The following is a 20561-nucleotide window of genomic DNA, read 5'->3' on the forward strand; positions in this document are numbered from 1 at the left end:
GGCTATTCTACCGGTCCACTACGCCAGGCAGGCTGGGAGCATGAGCACGCTTTCGCCCACGCCCCGCAGCACGCTGACCCGCAAGAAGGACCGCGCCGCCACCGACCGCCAGGCGCTCTACGACGTGCTGGACGAGGCGCTCATCTGCCACCTGGGGCTCGTGCTGAACGGCTCACCCGTCGTGCTGCCCACCGGGTACGGCCGCGACGGTGACACCCTCTACTTCCACGGCTCGACGGGCGCGGGCAACCTCCGCGCGGCCGCGACGGGGATCGACGTGTGCGTCACGGTCACGTTGCTGGACGGGCTCGTGTACGCGCGCTCGCTGAACAACCACTCGATGAACTACCGCAGCGCCGTCGTGCACGGGCAGGCGCGGCTGGTCACCGATCCCGAGGAGAAGATGCACGGCCTGAAGGTCGTGACCGAGCACCTGACGCCGGGCTCGTGGCAGCACGCGCGGGCGGTCAACCCCAAGGAGTTCGCGTCGGTGTCGGTGCTCGCCATCGGGCTCGAGGAGGCGTCGGTGAAGATCCGCAGCGGTGGTCCGGGCGAGGAGCCGGAGGACGTGGACGCCACCGGCGTGTGGGCGGGGGTGGTACCGGTCCAGACCACCTTCGGCGCCCCGGTGCCCGCGGACTACGTGCCCGCGGACTTCCCGGTGCCGCCGCACGTCAGTCGCGCACGGGGCCGCTGACCGGGTCCAGGTGGTAGGGCCGCATCGCGCGGCCACCCGAGCGGTACACGTGGATGCTGATCGCCGGGTCCGGTCCCTCGTTGCGCACCTGGTGCACGTAGCCGGGGGCGAACACGCGGGACTGCCCGGCGGACAGCACGTGCAGCTCGGTCACCGGGCGGCCGTCCGGCGCGCGCCGCGCGACCGTCTCGGTGAGACCGCCGCTGACGACGGTGAAGGCGCCGGTGGCGCGGGCGTGGTCGTGCAGGTCGGTGTGCTGGCCGGGCAGCCAGCCCATGAGCCAGACCTCTTCGTGCTCGTCACCGGCGATGCGCGTGGAAAAGCGCTGGTCGGGGTCGTAGCGGAGCAGGTCCCGCCAGCGGTCGCGGTCGGCGGCGTACTCGAGTGCGACGCGCACGGGGTGGCGCAGCGCGGGCTTTTCGGCCAGGGCGACGGTGTTGTCCGGAACGGCGAACATGGGTGCTGTGTCCTCGGGGTGAAAAAGGGAAAAAGGGGTCGCTGGGGTGGATCAGCGACAGGGACACAGCGCGAACATGGCGCCCAGGAAACCAGGCCCGGCCGCCCCCGGCAACTCGTTCCCAGTGAGTGGAACCCGGGGGCGCCGGATCACTGCCCGGAAATCCTCAGGACCACTCGTGCTTCTTCTGCCTGCCCAGGAGTTCGGCCCCGGCTTCCCTGGGGTCCAGTCCTTCGTGGCACACGCGGTGCATCGCGTCGGTCAGGGGCATGTCGACGCCATTGGTCTGGGCCAGTTCCCGGATCGACGAGCACGACATGACGCCCTCCGCGACCTGCCCGCCCGTCGCGCGCTGGGCCTGCTCCACCGTTTCCCCGCGGCCGAGCCGCTCCCCGAAGGTGCGGTTGCGCGACAACGGGGACGAGCACGTCGCGACGAGGTCACCGACCCCCGCTAGCCCGGCGAACGTCAACGGGTCCGCCCCGAGTTTCGCGCCCAGCCGGGCCATCTCGGCCAGGCCCCGCGTGATGAGCGTGGCCGTGGTGTTGGCGCCGTAACCCATGCCCGTCGCCATTCCGCAGCTGAGCGCGATGACGTTCTTGCACGCCCCGCCCAGTTCGCAGCCGACGACGTCGGTGTTGGTGTACGGCCGGAAGTACGCGGTGGCGCACGCGTGCTGGATCGCGACCGCGCGCTCGTGGTCACTGCACGCCAGCACCGCCGCGGCGGGCTGCTCCTGCGCGATCTCCCGCGCCAGGTTCGGGCCGGACACCACGACGATCTCGTGTTCCGCCCTGCCCGAGATCTCCGCGATCACCTCGCTCATCCGCTTGCGCGTGCCCAGTTCCACGCCCTTCGCGAGGCTGACGAGGATCGCGTCCGGCGGCAGCAGCTCGCGCCAGCCGGTGAGGTTCGCGCGCAGGCTCTGGCTCGGCACCGCCAGCACCACCGCTTCGGCGCCGTCAAGTGCTTCCGCCGCGTCCGCCGTCGCCGTGAGGTTGCCGGGCAGCCGGATGTCCGGCAGGTACCCGGGATTGGCGTGTTCGTCCCGGATCCGCGCCGCCACCTCCTCGCGGCGCGCCCACATCGTCACGTCGCGGCCCGCGTCCGCGAGCACCTTCGCGAAGGCCGTGCCCCACGACCCCGCCCCGAGCACCGTGATGCGCTGGACGTCCATCACTGCCCGTCCGCCGGCTCCGGCTTCTTCGACGGCGGCTCCTCGCCACGGATCTCCGCCAGCAGCTCCGTGACGCGGTCCATCAGCAGCTCCGTCACCTCGCGCAGCACCGCCGCGGTGGGTTCCTGACCGCGGTAGGCGGAAAGGTCGACCGGCTCACCGACCTTGTGCGTGATCGTCTTGCGGGGGAAGAGGCGGATCTTCTTGTGGTAGAAGTCCAGGATCTCGCTGGTGCCCCAGCGCGCGATCGGGATGACCGGCACGTCGCTGCCGAGCGCCAGCCGCGCGACGCCGGTGTACGAGCGCTTGGGCCAGCCCTCGGGGTCCTTGGTGATGGTGCCCTCGGGGTAGATCACGACGACCTTGCCGTCCCGCAGCGCCTGGTGCGCGGCCCGCAGGCTGTCCCCCGCGCTGCTGGTGCCGCGGTAGACCGGGATGCTGCCGGCACCGAGGAAGATCTTGCCGAACACCGGCACCTGCGTGAGGCTGTCCTTGCCCAGGAACCGCGGCACGCGCTTCTGCCGGTGCACGAACACCGCGTCGACCGCGGGGTCCATGTGGGAGACGTGGTTCATCACCAGGAGGGCCCCGCCCTCGAGCGGGATGCGGTCGCCCCCCTCGTACACGCGGCGCGCCAGGTACGTGACGGGGTAGAAGAGGGCGGCGGCGAATCCGACCCAGAACCCGCCCTTCTCGCGACCGGACAAAGCTCCTCCTGTGGTCTGTGCTGCTACCGGCTGATCCTAGGGGGCGGCATCGGGAAAGATGGGGGCCGTGCCCGTCCCCGTCGACCTGATCGTGCCGCTGAAGCCGCCGCGGCTGGGCAAGTCGCGCCTCCGCGGCGCGGTCGCCGACGCCCGGCACCCGGCGTTGGTGCTGGCCCTGGCCGCGGACACGGTCACCGCGGCGGTGTCCGTGGTGCGGCGGGTGCTCGTCGTCGCCGCCGATCCCGCCGCCGTCGCCACGCTCCGCGAAACCGGCGCGGAGGTCGTCGGCGAGCACGGGGCCGGTGATCTCAACGCCGCGTTGCGCCGGGGCGAGGCGCTGCTGCGCGCGGACGACTCGGCCGCGGTCGTCGGCGCGCTGCAGGCGGACCTGCCCGCGTTGCGCCCGGAGGAACTGGCGGCCGCGCTCGCCGAAGCGGACGGCCGCCGGGCGTTCGCCGCCGACGCGGCGGGCACCGGCACCACACTCCTGCTGTCCGCACCGGGCGCGGCACTGGAACCGCGCTTCGGCGCCGGCTCGGCGTTCGCGCACGCGGCGACGGGTGCGGTCCCGCTCGGCCTGCCCGCGCCGAGCCTCCGGCGCGATGTGGACACCCCCGCCGACCTGGCACGAGCCGGGGAGCTGGGCCTCGGGCGGCACACCGGGCAACTGCTCTGCGAGGGGAGCGCCGCGTGAACTTCCCGCGACCACTGGGGCAACTTCTGAAGATCACTGTCCGTTTCACCAGCGCTGTGCTGAATGCGGCGATCGGCGTAGCGGCGAACAAGGGCGAAGTGAGGAACAATGCGGGTGTGAGCAGCGAAGAGAGCACCACCCCGGACACGACCGCACCCGCTACCGACGACAGCAGGGGCACACAGTTCCGCGCCGTGCCCTCCGCGCCGCCCGCGGTGACCGCGCCCGTGGCGGCGAGCGGCGAGTCACTGCCCGACGACCGGTACTTCAACCGCGAACTGTCCTGGCAGGACTTCAACGCGCGCGTGCTCGCGCTCGCCGAGGACGCCTCCCAGCCGCTGCTGGAGCGGGCCAAGTTCCTGGCGATCTTCGCGTCCAATTTGGACGAGTTCTACATGGTGCGGGTCGCCGGGCTCAAGCGCCGCGACGAGACCGGGCTGCCCGTGCGCAGCGCGGACGGGCTGACCCCGCGTGAGCAGCTGGCCTACATCGCCAAGCGCAACCAGGACCTGGTGGAGCGGCACACGCTGGCCTTCGAGGAGCACGTCCGCCCCGAACTGGCCGAGCACGACATCCACATCGTCGGCTGGTCCGACCTCGACGCGGCCGACCAGCTGCGCCTGTCGCACTACTTCAGCGAGCAGATCTTCCCCGTGCTCACGCCGCTCGCCGTCGACCCGGCCCACCCGTTCCCCTACATCTCGGGCCTCTCGCTCAACCTCGCCATCACGGTCCGCGACCCGGAGGAGGGCACGGAACGGTTCGCGCGCGTCAAGGTGCCGAACAACGTGCCGCGGCTGATCCGGGTGGAGCAGCAACGGGAGAGCCGGCGGGCGACGTTCCTGCCGCTGGAGGAGCTCATCGCCGCGCACCTCGGTGAGCTGTTCACCGGCATGGAGGTCACCGAGCACCACGTGTTCCGCGTGACCCGCAACGCCGACTTCGAGGTCGAGGAGGACCGCGACGAGGACCTCCTGCAGGCGCTGGAGCGCGAGCTGGCGCAGCGGCGGTTCGGCCCGCCGGTGCGGCTGGAGGTCGCGCAGGACATGAGCGAGCACATGCTCGACCTGCTGCTGCGGGAGCTGGAGGTGGACCCGCACGACGTGGTCGAGGTGCCGGGCCTGCTCGACCTGACCTGCCTGCTCCAGTTGTCCAGTTTGGACCGCAAGGAGCTCAAGGACCGCCCTTTCGTGCCGGCGACGCACCCGGCGTTCGCGGAGCGGGAGACGCCGAAGAGCGTCTTCGCCACCCTGCGCGAGGGTGACGTGCTGGTGCACCACCCGTACGACTCGTTCTCCACGAGCGTGCAGCGGTTCATCGAGCAGGCCGCGGCCGACGACAAGGTGCTGGCGATCAAGCAGACGCTGTACCGCACCTCGGGCGACTCCCCCATCGTGAACGCGCTCATCGACGCGGCCGAGGCGGGCAAGCAGGTCGTGGCGCTCGTGGAGATCAAGGCGCGCTTCGACGAGGAGGCCAACATCACGTGGGCCCGCACGCTGGAGCGCGCCGGCGTGCACGTCGTGTACGGGCTCGTCGGGCTCAAGACGCACTGCAAGATCGCGATGGTGGTGCGGCAGGAGGGCTCGACGATCCGCCGCTACTGCCACATCGGCACGGGCAACTACAACCCGAAGACCGCGCGCCTGTACGAGGACCTCGGGCTGCTGACCGCCGACCCGGCGATCGGCGCGGACCTGACGGACCTGTTCAACGTGCTCACCGGGTACTCGCGGCAGGAGACCTACCGCAACATCCTCACCTCCCCCAACGGCATCCGCCGCGGCATCCTGCGGCTCATCGGCGAGGAGATCGAGCACGCGCACGCCGGCAAGCAGGCGGGCATCCGCATCAAGTGCAACTCGCTGGTGGACGAGCAGGTCATCGACGGGCTGTACCGCGCGTCGCAGCAGGGTGTACCGGTGCAGGTCGTGGTGCGCGGGATCTGCGCGCTGAAGCCGGGTGTGCCGGGGCTGAGCGACAACATCACGGTGCGCTCGATCCTCGGCCGGTTCCTGGAGCACTCGCGGATCTTCCACTTCCGCGCCGGGGGCACGCACTGGATCGGCAGCGCCGACATGATGCACCGCAACCTCGACCGCCGGATCGAGGCGCTGGTGTGCGTGAAGGACCCGAAACTGACGGCGCAGCTGGAGCAGGTGCTGGACTCGGCGCTCGACCCGGCCACGCGCTGCTGGGTGTTGACGTCCACCGGCGAGTGGTCGCCCTCGCCCGCCGAGGGTTCTAACGTGCGTGACCACCAGGTCGAGCTGCTCGTCCGCCACGGGGCACAGGGGTGATTTCCGCGGCGGGGGCGGTGCTCTGGCGGGACGGCGAGCGGGGCACGGAGGTCGCGGTCGTGCACCGGCCGCGCTACGACGACTGGTCGTTGCCGAAGGGGAAACTCGACCCCGGTGAGACGTTCCCGGCCGCGGCGGTGCGGGAGCTGGCCGAGGAGACGGGGTTCGGTGTCGTGCTCGGGCGGCGGCTGCGGGTCGTGCGGTATCCCGTGCGCGGCGAGGAGAAGGTCGTCGAGTACTACAGCGCTCGTGCCGGTGCTGGGGCGTTCTCCCCGAACGAGGAGGTCGACGAGCTGCGCTGGCTGCCCGTGGGCGAGGCGGCGGACGTGCTGACGTACGAGACGGATGTGGCGGTGCTGGCGGAGTTCAGGGCGCTGCCGGCCGCGCTGGGCACCCTGCTGCTCGTCCGCCACGCGAAGGCGGGCAAGCGGGAGGAGTGGAACGGCGACGACGACCTGCGCCCGCTTTCGCCGGCGGGGCAGCGGCAGGCGGAGGCGCTGCGGCGCTTGCTGCCGTTGTTCGGTGTGGACCGGGTGTTCTCGGCGCCGAGGCTGCGTTGTGTGCAGACGGTGCGGGGGCTCGCGGAGGACCTCGGGGCGGAGGTCGTGCAGGAGCCGTTGCTGGCGGAGGAGACGTACTGGGCGGAGCCGGACCGCGGACTGGCGCGGCTGCTGGCGATCGCGGCGGGCGGGGGCACGCCTGCCGTGTGCAGCCAGGGTGGCGTGATCCCGGACGTCGTGTCGCGGCTGGCGGCGGGCCTGCCGTTGCCGACGGGCAAGAACGGCGGTGTGCCGAGCAAGAAGGGTTCGGTCTGGGTGCTGTCGTTCAGCGCGCCCGGTTCCAACGGCGGCCCCCGTCTCGTGGCGGCGGACTACCACCCGACCGCACTTCCCCATCCCAGCGCCACCCGGTCCTGACGTTTGGCGCATTGTTCGCGGCGGCTTTTCCGGGGGCCTTTCGAACGTCCGGAAAGGGGGTCCGGGGCGGGGATATAGCGGGCCGGGGTTTGGTACTCGCGGGGGTCCATTCCCGAGGGGGGTGGGGTTGCTGTGAGCGCTTTCGGGGCTGGGGGTGGGGGATTTCGGTGGGGTGGGTTTTGGGGCGCGGTGGTCGGGGTTCCGGCTGCTGGAGGGCTTGGGAGCGGTGTGGGCGGGCTTCTGCGGCGGCGCGGGGGGCTTCTGCGGGGCTTCTCAGGCGGTGTGGGGCTTCTGAGGCGGGTGGTGTTGGCTGCTCTGGGGGCGTAGGGGCTTTCGGCCACCGGGCCGCTCCTGGCCTTGTGAGCTTCTGCCACGGGAGTTCTGCCGCCATGCCAAGTCTTCACCCGGCGCCAGGGGCCTCTCGCCGTAGGGGCTTGTCACCGCCCGCCTTGGGCTTTCCACCGGCAGGAGGACTTCCCGCCGCGCGGGCGGCTCGCGCCCCTATGGCGCTGCCCGCCTGACTTCCTGCCGGCTTCCCCTTACCCAGGGGCTTCCCTCGCCCGGTCCGGCTTCCCCGCCCACTAGGCTTGCCCCCGCCCATCGGGCTTCCCCGCCCTGCCTGGCTTCCCCCGGCCCTACTGGGGTCTTCCCGCCGTCGGGCTCGCCCGCCCTGCCTGGCTTCCCTCTCCGCAGCGGGGTTCCTGGCCTGCACATGGCGCCCGCCCCATTGGGCTTCCCAGCCATACCCAGCTTCCCCCGCCCCGCCAGTCTTCCCGCCCCGCGGAGCTTCCCCGCCCCATCGGACTTCCCGCCCTGCAGGCGGCGCCCACCCCATCGAGCTTCCCAGCCCTGCCCGGCTTCCCCTTCCCCAGGGCTTCCCTCGCCCGGTCCGGCTCCCCCGCCCCGCCCGGCTTCCCTCGCCCGGTCCGGCTCCCCCGCCCACTGGGCTTCCCCCGCCTGTCGGCCTCCGCCGCCCCGCCCCGCCAGTCTTCCCGCCCCGCGGAGCTTCCCCCGCCCCATCGGACTTCCCGCCCTGCAGGCGGCGCCCACCCCATCGAGCTTCCCAGCCCTGCCCGGCTTCCCCTTCCCCAGGGCTTCCCTCGCCCGGTCCGGCTCCCCCGCCCCGCCCGGCTTCCCTCGCCCGGTCCCCCACTCCCAAGCCAGCCCCCGAAACGCGGCAGGGCCCCCGCGAAAGGGATCGCGGGGGCCCTGCCGGGACGCCGTTCGAGTGAACGGGCTACTGCTACTTCTTCTTCGCGCGCGAAGTGGTGGTCTTCTTCGCCGCCGTGGTCTTGCTCGCGGTGGTCTTGGCCGCGGCCTTCGGCGCCGCCTTGGCGGTGGACGCCTTCTTCGCCGTGGTGGACTTCGCCGCGGTCTTCGTGGCGGCGGCGGTCCGCGTGCTGCGCGTGGTGGTGCTGCGCGTGGCGGTGGGCCGGGTCGCCGTGGTGCTGCGGCTCGTGGTGGCACGGGTGCCGGTCGCGCGGGTGCCGGTGGCACGCGTCGTGGTGGTGGCGCGCGAAGCCGTGGTGCCGGTGCTGCGGCTGGTGGTGCCGGTGGCACGCTTCACCGCGGTGGCCTTCGGCAGCTTCTTCGCGCCGCTGATGACATCCTTGAACGTGGTTCCGGCGCGGAAGGCCGGCACGTTGGTCTTCTTCACCTTCACGGTCTCACCGGTGCGCGGGTTGCGCGCGGTGCGGGCGGCGCGGGCGCGCTTCTCGAACACCCCGAAGCCGGTGATGTTGACCTTCTCGCCCTTGTTGACCGTCCGGATGATGATGTCGACGAGACCGTCGACGGCCTCCGACGCAACCTTCTTGTCGCCCAAACGCTCGGAGAGCGCCTCGATCAGCTGGGCCTTGTTGGCCATTCCAGTCCTCCATGAAGAACTACTTGTCACACGGCCACTTCGGCCGACTTGCGCACACGGTATTACCAATCGGCCGGAAATTCCAAACGGCGCGCGGAATTTTTTCCGGCTCGGGGCGTGCTTTCCGCCCTCCGAGCGACCCCCTGGGGGGCTTCCGCGCGCCGTTCGGCGAGGTGTTTCGGGCTCCCGATTCCCTTGCTGAGCAGGGAATCCGTGCCGGTCAGGCCCCCTGCGGGAGAGTCACCGGCTTCCAGTTGGGACGCTGGGACTCGAACGCGTCGATCTCCTCGGCGTGGCGGAGGGTGAGAGCGATGTCATCGAGCCCCTCCAGCAGCCGCCAGCGGGTGTAGTCGTCGATCGAGAAGCTCGCGACGAAGTCCTTGGCCCGCACGGTCTTCTCCTCGAGGTCCACCGTGACCTCCGTGCCGGGGTCGTTCTCGAGGATCTTCCACAGCTGCTCGACGTCCATCTGCTCGCACTGGGCGGCCACCAGGCCCCCCTTGCCGGCGTTGCCGCGGAAGATGTCCGCGAAGCGGGCGGAGATGACGACCCGGAAGCCGTAGTCCAGCAATGCCCAGACAGCGTGTTCGCGCGAGGAGCCGGTGCCGAAGTCCGGCCCGGCGACCAGCACGCTGCCCGCCTTGAAGGGCTCCTGGTTGAGGATGAAGGTCTCGTCGCCCCGCCAGGCGGCGAACAGGCCGTCCTCGAAGCCGGTGCGGCTGACCCGCTTGAGGTAGACGGCCGGGATGATCTGGTCAGTGTCCACGTTGGACCGGCGCAGGGGCACCCCGACACCGGTGTGTGTCTTGAACGGTTCCATGGTGGGAGACTCCTTCGGGTCAGAGGTCCTCGGGGCTGGACAGGGTGCCGCGGACGGCCGTGGCCGCCGCCACGAGCGGCGAGACGAGGTGCGTGCGGCCCCCCTTGCCCTGCCTGCCCTCGAAGTTGCGGTTGGAGGTCGACGCGCTGCGCTCACCCGGCTTGAGCTGGTCCGGGTTCATGCCCAGGCACATCGAGCAGCCCGCCTGCCGCCACTCGGCACCGGCGTCGAGGAACACCTTGTCCAGTCCCTCCGCCTCGGCGGCCTGGCGCACGCGCATCGAGCCCGGCACGACGAGCATCCGCACCCCGTCGGCCACCTTGTGCCCCTGCAGCACGCTCGCGGCGGCCCGCAGGTCCTCGATCCGGCCGTTCGTGCAGGAGCCGAGGAAGACCGTGTCGACCTTGATCTCGCGCAGCGGGGTGCCCGGCTTCAGGTCCATATAGGACAGGGCCTTCTCGGCGGCGAAGCGCTCGTTCTCGTCCGCGATCGTCTCCGGGTCCGGCACCCTTTCGCCCAGCGGAAGACCCTGCCCCGGGTTGGTGCCCCACGTCACGTACGGGGTCAGGCTGTCGGCGTCGAGGTGCACCTCGGCGTCGAACTCCGCGCCCTCGTCGGTGCGCAGCTCGTTCCACTCCGCCACCGCGGCGTCCCAGTCCGCGCCCTTGGGGGCGTGCGGGCGGTCCTTGAGGTAGGCGTAGGTGGTCTCGTCCGGGGCGATCATCCCGGCGCGGGCGCCCGCCTCGATGGACATGTTGCAGATGGTCATGCGGGCTTCCATCGACAGCGCCTCGATCGCGCTGCCCCGGTACTCCAGCACGTAGCCCTGGCCGCCGCCGGTGCCGATCTTCGCGATGACGGCGAGGATGATGTCCTTCGCCGTAACACCCGGCCGGAGCTGCCCGTCGACGTTGATCGCCATGGTCTTGAAGGGCCGCAACGGCAGCGTCTGCGTGGCGAGCACGTGCTCGACCTCGGAGGTGCCGATGCCGAAGGCCATCGCGCCGAACGCGCCGTGCGTGGAGGTGTGGCTGTCGCCGCACACCACGGTCATCCCCGGCTGTGTCAGGCCGAGCTGCGGGCCGATGACGTGCACGATGCCCTGCTCCGCGTCGCCCATCGGGTGCAGCCGGATGCCGAACTCCTTGCAGTTGCGGCGAAGGGTGTCGACCTGCGTGCGGGACACCGGGTCCGCGATGGGCAGCTCGATGTCGACCGTGGGCACGTTGTGGTCCTCGGTCGCGATCGTGAGGTCCGGACGGCGGACCGGGCGGCCTGCCAGCCGCAGCCCGTCGAACGCCTGCGGGCTGGTGACCTCGTGCACCAGGTGCAGGTCGATGTAGAGCAGATCGGGCTCCGCGCCCTCGCCCTTGCGCACGACGTGCGCATCCCAGACCTTCTCGGCCAGCGTGCGGGGCCGTGTGGCGGTCATCTGCGCTCCTCCCAAGAGGTTGGTTGGGAGCAAAGGAACTCGACCACGCCCGCCGAGCCGCGCGCGGGCAGCTCGAGTTCGTTGTTTCCCAGATTGTGGACTTCCCATGATTCGGGAAGCTAATATCGCTTCGTGGGACAGCATAGCCCTTCGAACCAGCAGAGCGGTATCGGTGTGCTCGATAAGGCAGTGGCCGTGCTCCAGGCGGTCGCCGAGGATCCGTGCGGCCTCGCGGAACTGTGCACCAGGACAGGACTGCCGCGGGCGACCGCGCACCGCCTCGCCGTCGGCCTCGAGGTCCACCGGCTGCTGCGGCGCGGCCCCGACGGCCGGTGGCGGCCGGGCACGGCGCTGGCGGAACTCGCCGGTGGCACAGCGGATCCGCTGCTCGACGCCGCCGGGTCCGTCCTGCCGAAGCTGCGCGACAGCACGGGCGAGAGCGTGCAGCTCTACCGCCGCGACGGCGTGCAGCGCGTGTGCGTCGCCGCGGCGGAACCGTCCAGCGGGCTGCGGGACACCGTGCCCGTCGGCTCCCGGCTGCCGATGACGGCCGGTTCGGGCGCGAAGGTCCTCGCCGCGTGGGCGGATCCGCACACGCAGCGCGCGATCCTGGCGGACGCGGTGTTCGGCGAACGGACGCTGCTGGAGGTGCGCCGCCGCGGCTGGGCACAAAGCGTCGCCGAGCGCGAGCCGGGGGTAGCGAGTGTTTCCGCGCCCGTACGGGATTCCTCGGGCACGGTCATCGCGGCGGTCTCGGTGTCCGGTCCGGTGGAACGCATCGGCCGCAAGCCCGGCGCCCGCTGGGCGAGCGATCTGCTCGAAGCCGCCGAACGGCTGCAGGAACGCCTATGAGGAGGAACGTCCGCGGGCGTGGCGCCATCCGGTGCCGCGCCCGCGCTCTTTTCGCGCCCTCAGCCCCGGCGGGCGCGGTAGCCCCGCATCTTGTGGCGTGCGCCGCAGATGTCCATGCTGCACCAGACGCTGTTGCGGCCCGGTGAGCGGTCGTAGAACACCCACCGGCACTCCGGCGCCCGGCACGGTTTGAGCCGCGCCGTCTCCCCCGTCACGTCGCCGAGGAACAACACGGACAGCAGGTCCGCGACGAGCCCGCCCCGCTCCTTGGCGGCCAGCACGGGAGTTCCTTCCGGAGTCCACTGGGGAGCCGTGAAGACCGCACGGGCGTGGCGGTTGAGCACGGCCGGGGACTCGCCGCCGAGGTGGTCCCTGATGGCTTCGCGGACCTCGACGAGGCGCCGGAGTTCGCGCTCGGTGAGCGCCGGCACGCGCATCCCGTGCTCCCGCAGCCACTTCTCCGCGCTCGGCACGTCGGCGAACGCGTCCTCCCCGTAGAGGAAGCGCGCGGAGTTGCAGAAGGTTTCCAGCAGCGCCAGTGCGCCCGGCGCTCCTGGCCGCGAGTAGCTCACCCGGCGAAGTTACCACCTGAACCCTATTGTCGGTAACCATGGAGCTGACGCGAACCTTCGACACCCCTGACGGCGCCGTGCGCTGGGACCGGCTCGGGGAGGGCCCGCCCGTCGTCCTGCTGCACGGCACCCCGTTCTCCTCCTTCGTGTGGCGGAACGTGGCGCGGGCGCTCGCCGGCACGCACGAGGTGTTCGTCTGGGACCTGCTCGGCTACGGCGCATCGGAGAAGCGCGACGGGCAGGACGTGTCGCTCGCCGCGCAGGGACGGATCTTCGCCGACCTCCTCGCACACTGGGGGCTGGACTCCCCCGCCGTGGTCGCACACGACTTCGGCGGCGCCGTGGCGCTGCGCGCACTGCTGCTGCACGGCGCCCGCTACGGCAGGCTCGCGCTCGTCGACGCCGTCGCGCAGGGCACGTGGGGCACCCCGTTCTTCCGCCTCGTCCGCGAGAACGCCCCGGTCTTCCACCAGTTGCCGCCGCATCTGCACCGAGCTCTCGTGCGGGAGTACGTGAGCAGCGCCAGTGCCGTGGGCCTGCTGCCGGACGTGCGCGACCGGCTCGTCGAACCGTGGCTCGGCGCGACGGGACAGGCCGCGTTCTACCGCCAGGTGGCGCAGGCGGACGAGCGGTACACCCGTGAGATCGAGGACCGCTACGACTCGCTGGCGCTACCCGTGCTGGTGTGCTGGGGCGAGCAGGACGAGTGGCTGCCCATCGAGCACGGCGAGCGGCTCGTGGCGCGGATCCCCGGGAGCAGGCTCCACCGCGTCGAAGGCGCCGGGCACCTCGTGCAGGAGGACGCCCCGGCGCAGTTGACCGCGGCACTCCTGCCGTTCCTGAGTGGACACTAGTTGACGCACGTCACGTTCCCGGCCGTCACGGGCGGCGCCGCTGGCGGCGTCGCGGGCCGTGACGTGACCCTGCTCGCCGTCGTGGGCGGCGCCACTGTGGACGGAGCGGCACCGCCGGTCGCCTGCTGGACGAAGGCCTGGACCTGTGCGGGATCGACCTGCACGGCGTCCCCGTCGGACGTCTTGAGGTCGGTGTTCCCGACCGGGATCGTCTCGAACCGGATCTGCCCGGAGCTGAGGTTCCGCAGCTGCTGGGCGAAGGAGAAGACGTCCCACCCCTGGTCGATCGTGACGGACTGCTGGAGCGCGCCGACGAGTTTCGTCAGCTTCGCCGGATCCGTGAGGGTTCCCGCGGCCAGCACCGTGTGCGCCATGCTCGCCAGGAACGCCTGTTGCCGCCGGATCCGGTCGAGGTCCCCGTTCGGCAGCCCGTGCCGCTGCCGCACGAACGCGAGCGCCTGCGCGCCGGAGATCGTCTGCTCACCCGCCGGGAAGTCCGCACCGGAGTACGCATCGCGCACAGGAGCGTTGAGGCACACGGGAATCCCGCCGATCGCCTCGCTGATGTCGTAGAAGCCCACGAGGTTCACCGACGCGAAGTGCGTCACCGTCAGCCCGGTCAGCTGCTCGACGGTCTGGACCGCGTTCTTCGCCCCCGCCTGCGCCGCCTGGACGTTCAGCTGCGCGCCCGTGACTCCCTGGGCCCGCAACCGGTTCGCCGCCGCGACCTGCGCGTAGGTGTAGGCGGAATTGATCTTGTGGCGGCCGAAACCGCCCGCGAGCCGGACATAGGAGTCACGCGGGATGGAAAACGCCGTCGCCGCCCCACCGCCGGCGGGGATGTGGACGAGGATCATCGTGTCGGTGTTGTCGCCGCCGTCACTCGAATCCCCCGCGTGCAACTGGTCCAGCAGGTTCCGGGGCAACGGCTCGCCCTGCGCGTCCGTCCTGCTGTCCAGGCCGACGAGCAGGATGTTCTGCTCGCCCGTGGTGCTCGCCGCACCCGGGTCGAGGACGTCGGCTGTGGACAGTCCCGCGGTCAGCCGGTGCACCTGGCTCCAGCCGACGCCCGTCGCGGCGAACACCAGCAGGGACACCAGTGCGACCACCGTCAGCCCGGCGCGTTTCGTGGTCATCGGGAACGAGCAAACCAGTTGCCGCATGCGGATACCGTGAAGAAGCAGTAGCCGAGGAGAGGAAACGAAGATGCACGCCGCACTGGAAGGCGCGCGGGTACCGATCAGGATGTGGGCCGACCCGTCGTCGGTGGAGGACGCCGCGATGCGGCAGCTCCGCAACGTCGCGAACCTGCCGTGGGTGCACGGTCTCGCGGTGATGCCGGACGTCCACTACGGCAAGGGCGCGACGGTCGGCAGTGTCATCGCGATGCGTGACGCCGTCTCCCCCGCCGCGGTCGGCGTCGACATCGGGTGCGGCATGAGCGCGGTGCGCACTTCCCTGACCGCGAGCGACCTCCCCGACGACCTCGGCAGGCTGCGCCGCCGGATCGAATCGGCGGTGCCCGTGGGGTTCGCGATGCACAAGACCCCGGTGAACCCGGCGCGGGTGCCCGGTGTCGGCGGCTGGGACGAGTTCTGGTCGTCCTTCGGGGAACTGCACGCGGGGGTGCAGAACCTGCGTGACCGCGCGCGGGCCCAGCTCGGCAGCCTCGGTGGTGGCAACCACTTCATAGAGGTCTGCCTGGAACAGGGCGGGGACGACGAGGGCCGCGTGTGGCTGATGCTGCACTCCGGCTCGCGCGGGATCGGCAACGAGCTGGCGAAGCGGCACATCGACATCGCGCGCCGCCTGCCGCACAACGCCGATCTGCCGGACCGGGACCTCGCGGTGTTCGTCGCGGGCACGCCGGAGATGGCCGCGTACCGCAGGGACCTGTTCTGGGCGCAGGACTACGCGGCGCGCAACCGGGCCGCGATGGTCGCGCTCGTGCAGCGGGCGCTCGCGGACGAGGTGCCGGGCGTGCGGTTCGACGAGCCGATCTCGTGCCACCACAACTACGTGGCGGAGGAGACGTACGACGGGGTGGACGTGCTGGTGACCCGCAAGGGCGCGATCCGCGCGGGCTCGGGTGATCTGGGGATCATCCCGGGCAGCATGGGCACCGGGTCCTACATCGTGCGCGGGCTCGGCAACGAGGCGTCGTTCCTGTCGGCGTCGCACGGCGCGGGACGGCGGATGTCGCGGACCAAGGCGCGCAAGACGTTCACCGAAGCGGACCTCGCCGCTCAGACGAGCGGGGTCGAGTGCCGCAAGGACGCGGGTGTCGTGGACGAGATCCCCGCGGCGTACAAGGACATCGAGTCCGTGATCGCCGCGCAGACCGATCTGGTCGAGGTGGTGGCGCACCTCAAGCAGGTGGTGTGCGTGAAGGGGTGAAAAGTTCGCACAGGTGTTCGAACAGCGGGTACACTGGCGGACATGACCGTGGGACTCCAGTGCTCGCTGTTCGGGCAGACCGACGAGACGTCGCTCCGGCCGCTGTCGGCGATCCGGCGCACGCCGCTGAGTGACGGCGCGTGGATCGACGTGCTGCCCGACTGGCTGCGTGGTGCGGACACGGTGTTCGAACGGCTGATGGAGCGCGTGCCGTGGCACGCCGAACGGCGCCGGATGTACGACCGGGTCGTCGACGTGCCGCGGCTGCTCAGTTTTTATGGGGAGCAGGACGAGCTGCCGGATCCCGTGCTGGTGGAGGCGCGGTCGGCGCTGAGCGAGCACTACGCGGCCGAGCTCGGGGAGCCGTTCCGCACGGCGGGGCTGTGCCTGTACCGGGACGGCAGGGACAGCGTGGCGTGGCACGGGGACACGATCGGCCGCGGTTCCCGTGAGGACACGATGGTGGCGATCCTGTCGGTGGGTTCGCCACGGAGCCTGCTGCTGCGGCCGCGTGGCGGCGGGCAGACCATCCGGCAGGCCCTGGGCCCCGGCGACCTCATCGTCATGGGCGGTTCGTGCCAGCGGACCTGGGAGCACGCGATTCCCAAGACGGGCAAGCCGGTCGGGCCGCGGATCAGCATCCAGTTCCGGCCGCGGGGGGTGCGTTAGGGGCGGTTTCGGGGGTGCGGCGCGGCGGGTCTCCGGCGGGGCGCGGCGGGTTTCGGGCGGCGCACGGCGAGTTTCCGACGGGGTACGCCGGGTTTCCGACGGGGCACGGCAGGTTTCGGGCGGCCGCACGGCGAGTTTCCGGCGGGGCGCGGCGTCACGCGCCCCGCGTGCGCCCGCCCGCAGTGCGGGCACGCGCCGCTCCAGGCGGGATGCCCGCCTCTCCTGATCCCCCATGTCACCGGAGACCGCGGTCCCGAAACCCACGGCCCACCGGGGCGCTTCCCCACTCGACAGCACCGGCTCGGGCATCCATCCGCGAAGTCCCGCACCGCGGCGTCTTCAGCCCCCGTGACCCCACATCACCCGGAGGCCGCGGTCCCGACAGTCATCACCCACAGTCCACACCGCAGGGCCCCAGCCCCCCACGTCACCGCGCGACGGCTCAGAAACGAGCCCAGCGTTCTCCCGCGTACTGCCACTCCCGCTCCCAGTGCACGGCGCGACGGCGGTCCAGGACGAGGCGCACGCTCCAGTACACCGCGGTGAGCCCCAGCGCGACCACCAGCCACGCGAAGATCCCGGCGAGGATCCCGGTCGTCGTGGCGTCGGAGGAGGTCATCGGCGCGGGCACGGGGTTTCCGGCGTCCGACAGCCACACGGGCACCCGCGTCCCGGCAGGCGAACCCGGATCCGCGGCGACGGTGCCGACCCGCTCGGCCCCGTCCGGAAGGGTCCAGCGGGCGTGCGTGCCGGTGGTGCCGCCGTTCGCGCTCAGGTAGGCGCCGTCGGTGGCGGGCACGGGCGTCGGGGCGTTCTCGACGAGGGTCGCGGTGGTGAGGTGGCGCGAGGCCTGCTGCTGCGCGGAAACGGCGAGCTGCCCGCGATAGGTGTTGGTCCCGACGAGCGCGGCGAGCGGCAGCGCGATGAGCAACCCCAGTACGGCGACCAGCAGCACGACGGCCTCGACGCGGTCGGAGCGTCTGGCCAGCGGATTACGACCAAGGTGGATACGGCGCCAGAATCGGGCTGTACGCCCGAATGGTCCGTTCACGGTCCCCAGTCCCCCTTTCCCAGCTTACGTGGCGAACACCCATGGCAATACCCACTTTGCCGCGCGAGTACCCGAAAGGCTCGCGAACGAGACCAACACCGCTTTGAGCAACGGGTCACAATCGCGGACTTTGCCGTGCCCGCGCGGGAAAGATCACCATCCGGCCCATGCTGGCACGGACCCGCCCCGCGCGCCGACATCGTCCGAAAGCATGCCCCTCGCTGGTGACCCACCGTGACCAGAAGTATTTCGAACGCGCTTTCGCTCAAATATCCGAAAATGATCCGCCGCGGCCCGCTCCGGCCGCGAAACGGTTCGCCCCGGCGGCCGCGTCCGCCGCGAACGACGCCATTCCGTGCTCCCATTCCCGGGAAAGCGCTTCCGCCTCGGGCAGGCCCTGTTGGTCGAGCACGGACAGGCGGTCGTGACGCAGGCAGGTCTGCGGGAACCGGGCGATCGCGGCGGCCAGTTCCTCGGCCGCGGCCCGCTCCTCGCCGGCGGGCACGACGCGGTTCACCAGGCCCATCTGAAGCGCTTCGGCGGCCTCGACGGGGCGGCCCGTGAGGATGAGGTCCATCGCCCGGCTCTCCCCGATGAGGCGGGGCAGGCGGACGGTGCCGCCGTCGATCAGCGGCACTCCCCAGCGGCGGCAGAACACCCCGAAGACAGCGTCCTCCGCCGCGACGCGGAGGTCGCACCACAAGGCCAGTTCCAGGCCGCCGGCGACGGCGTGACCTGCGACGGCGGCGATGACGGGCTTGCCGAGGCGCAGGCGGGTCGGGCCCATCGGACCGGGACCGTCGGGAGCGAGGCGGTTCATCCGGTCCGTGCCGATGGCCTTGAGGTCGGCGCCGGCGCAGAACGTGCCGCCATCGCCCCAGAGGACGGCGACGGAGGCGTCCGGGTCGGCGTCGAAGTCCTCGAAGGCCTGCCGGAGGGCTTCGGCCGTCGGTCGGTCGACGGCGTTGCGGGCTTCGGGGCGGTGCAGGACGACCGTGGTGACGGGGCCACGGCGTTCGACGCGGACGGCTGCCTCGCTCATGAGGACCGACACTAGCAGGCGTTGCCGTTTTCCCTTTTCCGCGAGGATTTCGTGAGAACTTCCTTCCCTTTTCGCGGCTTTCGCACGAACGTTCCGGGTTGCGCGGCCCCCGCACAACGTCGTCACCCGAAAGAGTCGTGGTCTATGCCAATCGGCTGCGGGGCGTAGGCACCGGGATCGTGCTTGACTGGGCGCGATGGACTTCGAGACGGTGTCGGACGAGCTGTTCGCCGCGAAGCGGGAGGACTTCACCGCGCTGCGGGACGAGCGGGCGAAGCAGGCGCGGCCGGATCGCGCGCTGGCGGACCGGATCGCGGGGCTGCGCAAGCCGACGGTGGCGGCGTGGCTGGTCAACCAGGTGAGCCGGAACTGCCCGGAGGAGATCGACCGGCTGGCGGAGGTGGGTGCCGCGTTGCGGGCGGCGCACCAGTCGCTGGCGGGGGACGAGCTGCGGACGTTGTCGCGGCGGCGGCACGAGCTGATCGGCTTGCTGAACAAGCGGGCGCAGTGGCTGGCGCGCAAGGCGGCCTACACCTACAGCGACGCGACGAGCAGGCAGATCGATGACACCTTCGAAGCCGCGGTGTCGGACGAACAAGCGCTGGAGGCGGTCCGCGCCGCTCGGTTGAGCGCCGCACTGGCGCCCGGCACGCCGGAACAATGGCTGACGGCGGCGGTGCTCCCGGAGCCGGGCAGCACCCGGACGCGGGACGCCGGCGGGGCGGAGGGGCGGCGGGAGCGCGCCGGGAAGCAGGGCGCCACGGAGCGGCCGGACCGCGCCGGGAAGCGGGGCACCACCCAGCGGACGCAGGAGACCGACGGCAAGCGAGCGACCGCTGACCGGCGACGGGAGACCGACGGCAAGGGAACCACCGACCAGCAGCGGGAGACCACGCGAAAACGAGCCACCGACCGGCAGCAGGAAACCGACGGCAAGCGAGCGACCGCTGACCGGCGACGGGAGACCGACGGCAAGGGAACCACCGACCAGCAGCGGGAGACCAAGCGAAAGCGAGCCACCGAACGGCAGCAGGAAACCGACCGCAAGCGAGCGACCGCTGACCGGCAGCGGGAGACCGAGCGGAAGCAGGCGCGCACCGACCAGCGGCGAGAAACCGACCGCAAGCGAGCCACCGGCAAGCGGCAGGAAACCGACCGCAAGCGAGCGGCCGACCGGCAGCGAGAGACCGAGCGGAAGCAGGCGGAAGCGGCCCGGCAGCGAGAGCGCGCGGAGGAGGCCCGCCGCCAAGCCATCCGCGACGAGGCGGCCGCGGCGATCGAGGCACGGGAAGCGGCCGAGGAAGCCCTTTCCGAGGCGGAGCAGCGGGCCGCGGAAGCAGCCGACGCCGTGGCCGATCTCCGGGCGCAGCTCGCGGAAGCGACCCAGATCGAACGTGCACTCCGAGCAGAGGTCTCCGCCGCGCGGAAGGCACTCACGTCCGCCAAGCGCACCGCCTCGGCAGCGGAGAAGCGCCTCGCCGACCTCGACTGACGGGACGTTCAGCGGCTGCGCAGCGGCGAAGGCCCACCCACGCGAACGCTGAGCCTCGGCCGATGCATGGCCATCAGCCGCGGGGCCGAGGGGCGCCAGCGCGGAACCACGCCCGCGCGACTGCCGCCAAGGGACGGGAAAGGCGCCAGCGCGAAGACCCGATTCCTCCGACTGGCACTACCCGGTCACCGAACCGATCGATGACCGGAAACTCCGTCCCCGCGCGAACCGCCTCAACGGCAACCCGCGCCGACTCGCGTGGCGCCATCGCAGAGCCCGCGACTGGTCGCCCCGAACTCCGGGCAACGTCCTGCCGCCCTGACCTCCGCCCCGAAGCCAGGATGCTCGGAGGCGCTAACCGCCACCAAAGTCCTGCCACGAAACCCGAACGAAGCCCTGCCGTGCTGAGGCCCAGCCCCCAGCACACCCGAACCCGCCCGAAGCCCTCCGGCCCCAAACCCCAGCCGCCCGAAAGCCGACCGACCAGCGCGCCAAACCCGCCCGAAGCCCAACCCGCAGCGCGCCAAACCCGCCTGAAGCCCAGCCACCCCGGGCTCCGCCCGA

General features: G+C 71.6%; 19 protein-coding genes. 9 read left to right on the top strand and 10 right to left on the bottom strand.

Annotated elements, in window-relative coordinates; all coding sequences use genetic code 11:
• Positions 1 to 40 precede the first annotated feature (40 nt).
• Positions 41 to 697, top strand: a complete 657-nt coding sequence (locus tag ABFX51_RS12070; protein ID WP_091516375.1) for a pyridoxamine 5'-phosphate oxidase family protein — start codon at positions 41 to 43, stop codon at positions 695 to 697.
• Here ABFX51_RS12070 and ABFX51_RS12075 read toward each other — a convergent pair.
• From ABFX51_RS12075 to ABFX51_RS12085, 3 genes are all read right to left on the bottom strand, one after another.
• A complete protein-coding gene (locus ABFX51_RS12075) occupies positions 675 to 1154 on the bottom strand; it encodes a cysteine dioxygenase (protein ID WP_091516373.1) in 480 nt (159 codons plus the stop codon). The genes ABFX51_RS12070 and ABFX51_RS12075 overlap by 23 nt on opposite strands.
• Before the next feature lie 166 nt (positions 1155 to 1320).
• Positions 1321 to 2331 carry an NAD(P)H-dependent glycerol-3-phosphate dehydrogenase gene (locus ABFX51_RS12080; protein ID WP_346053762.1) on the bottom strand — a complete coding sequence of 337 codons (1011 nt, stop codon included), beginning with the start codon at positions 2329 to 2331 and terminating at the stop codon, positions 1321 to 1323.
• The gene (locus ABFX51_RS12085) at positions 2331 to 3038 is read right to left on the bottom strand and encodes a lysophospholipid acyltransferase family protein (protein ID WP_346053763.1); all 708 of its coding nucleotides are present in this window, start codon (positions 3036 to 3038) and stop codon (positions 2331 to 2333) included. The genes ABFX51_RS12080 and ABFX51_RS12085 overlap by 1 nt, the downstream gene beginning before the upstream one ends.
• A gap of 58 nt (positions 3039 to 3096) precedes the next feature.
• Between ABFX51_RS12085 and cofC the strand changes: the two genes are divergently transcribed.
• The 3 genes from cofC (at position 3097) to ABFX51_RS12100 (ending at position 6949) form a co-directional block, all read left to right on the top strand.
• Complete coding sequence (gene cofC / locus ABFX51_RS12090) at positions 3097 to 3732, top strand: 2-phospho-L-lactate guanylyltransferase (RefSeq protein ID WP_428832467.1); 636 nt, start codon at positions 3097 to 3099, stop codon at positions 3730 to 3732.
• Between the two features lie 116 nt (positions 3733 to 3848).
• Complete coding sequence (locus ABFX51_RS12095; protein ID WP_346053765.1) at positions 3849 to 6032, top strand: RNA degradosome polyphosphate kinase; 2184 nt, start codon at positions 3849 to 3851, stop codon at positions 6030 to 6032.
• A complete protein-coding gene (locus tag ABFX51_RS12100; RefSeq protein ID WP_346053789.1) occupies positions 6032 to 6949 on the top strand; it encodes an NUDIX hydrolase in 918 nt (305 codons plus the stop codon). Before ABFX51_RS12095 ends, ABFX51_RS12100 begins: the two co-directional genes overlap by 1 nt.
• Positions 6950 to 8192: 1243 nt before the next feature.
• Here the strand turns inward: ABFX51_RS12100 and ABFX51_RS12105 are convergent.
• The 3 genes from ABFX51_RS12105 to leuC form a co-directional block, all read right to left on the bottom strand.
• Positions 8193 to 8816, bottom strand: coding sequence for an HU family DNA-binding protein (locus tag ABFX51_RS12105; RefSeq protein ID WP_346053766.1), 624 nt, complete (start codon positions 8814 to 8816; stop codon positions 8193 to 8195).
• A 220-nt stretch (positions 8817 to 9036) separates the two neighbouring features.
• The gene (leuD, locus tag ABFX51_RS12110; RefSeq protein ID WP_091516361.1) at positions 9037 to 9636 is read right to left on the bottom strand and encodes a 3-isopropylmalate dehydratase small subunit; all 600 of its coding nucleotides are present in this window, start codon (positions 9634 to 9636) and stop codon (positions 9037 to 9039) included.
• Between the two features lie 19 nt (positions 9637 to 9655).
• On the bottom strand, positions 9656 to 11068 hold the full coding sequence (gene leuC / locus ABFX51_RS12115) for a 3-isopropylmalate dehydratase large subunit (protein ID WP_091516359.1): 1413 nt from the start codon (positions 11066 to 11068) through the stop codon (positions 9656 to 9658).
• A gap of 132 nt (positions 11069 to 11200) precedes the next feature.
• Between leuC and ABFX51_RS12120 the strand changes: the two genes are divergently transcribed.
• Positions 11201 to 11920, top strand: coding sequence for an IclR family transcriptional regulator (locus ABFX51_RS12120; protein WP_177228998.1), 720 nt, complete (start codon positions 11201 to 11203; stop codon positions 11918 to 11920).
• Positions 11921 to 11979: 59 nt separating this feature from the next.
• Here the strand turns inward: ABFX51_RS12120 and ABFX51_RS12125 are convergent, their stop codons facing one another.
• On the bottom strand, positions 11980 to 12492 hold the full coding sequence (locus ABFX51_RS12125) for a CGNR zinc finger domain-containing protein (RefSeq protein WP_346053767.1): 513 nt from the start codon (positions 12490 to 12492) through the stop codon (positions 11980 to 11982).
• A gap of 38 nt (positions 12493 to 12530) precedes the next feature.
• Here ABFX51_RS12125 and ABFX51_RS12130 point away from each other — a divergent pair, with 38 nt between their 5' ends.
• Positions 12531 to 13346, top strand: a complete 816-nt coding sequence (locus tag ABFX51_RS12130) for an alpha/beta fold hydrolase (RefSeq protein WP_346053768.1) — start codon at positions 12531 to 12533, stop codon at positions 13344 to 13346.
• Here ABFX51_RS12130 and ABFX51_RS12135 read toward each other — a convergent pair.
• Positions 13343 to 14509, bottom strand: coding sequence for an LCP family protein (locus ABFX51_RS12135; RefSeq protein ID WP_245783419.1), 1167 nt, complete (start codon positions 14507 to 14509; stop codon positions 13343 to 13345). The two genes, ABFX51_RS12130 and ABFX51_RS12135, sit on opposite strands and share 4 nt — an antisense overlap.
• 43 nt (positions 14510 to 14552) lie before the next feature.
• Here ABFX51_RS12135 and ABFX51_RS12140 point away from each other — a divergent pair, with 43 nt between their 5' ends.
• Positions 14553 to 15743 (top strand): RtcB family protein, encoded by a 1191-nt coding sequence (locus ABFX51_RS12140; RefSeq protein WP_346053769.1) that lies wholly within the window; start codon positions 14553 to 14555, stop codon positions 15741 to 15743.
• A gap of 42 nt (positions 15744 to 15785) precedes the next feature.
• Positions 15786 to 16412: an alpha-ketoglutarate-dependent dioxygenase AlkB gene (locus ABFX51_RS12145; RefSeq protein ID WP_091516346.1), complete on the top strand. Its 627-nt coding sequence runs from the start codon at positions 15786 to 15788 to the stop codon at positions 16410 to 16412.
• A gap of 442 nt (positions 16413 to 16854) precedes the next feature.
• Here ABFX51_RS12145 and ABFX51_RS12150 read toward each other — a convergent pair whose 3' ends face one another.
• Positions 16855 to 17463: an Rv1733c family protein gene (locus ABFX51_RS12150; RefSeq protein WP_091516343.1), complete on the bottom strand. Its 609-nt coding sequence runs from the start codon at positions 17461 to 17463 to the stop codon at positions 16855 to 16857.
• A gap of 265 nt (positions 17464 to 17728) precedes the next feature.
• On the bottom strand, positions 17729 to 18505 hold the full coding sequence (locus ABFX51_RS12155) for a crotonase/enoyl-CoA hydratase family protein (RefSeq protein WP_091516416.1): 777 nt from the start codon (positions 18503 to 18505) through the stop codon (positions 17729 to 17731).
• Positions 18506 to 18701: 196 nt separating this feature from the next.
• Here ABFX51_RS12155 and ABFX51_RS12160 point away from each other — a divergent pair, with 196 nt between their 5' ends.
• Entirely contained in the window at positions 18702 to 19997 is a 1296-nt protein-coding gene (locus ABFX51_RS12160; protein WP_091516341.1) for a hypothetical protein, read from the top strand.
• Positions 19998 to 20561 lie beyond the last annotated feature (564 nt).

It is taken from the genome of Amycolatopsis dongchuanensis (genome assembly GCF_039542405.1).
Lineage (GTDB): Bacteria > Actinomycetota > Actinomycetes > Mycobacteriales > Pseudonocardiaceae > Amycolatopsis_E > Amycolatopsis_E sacchari.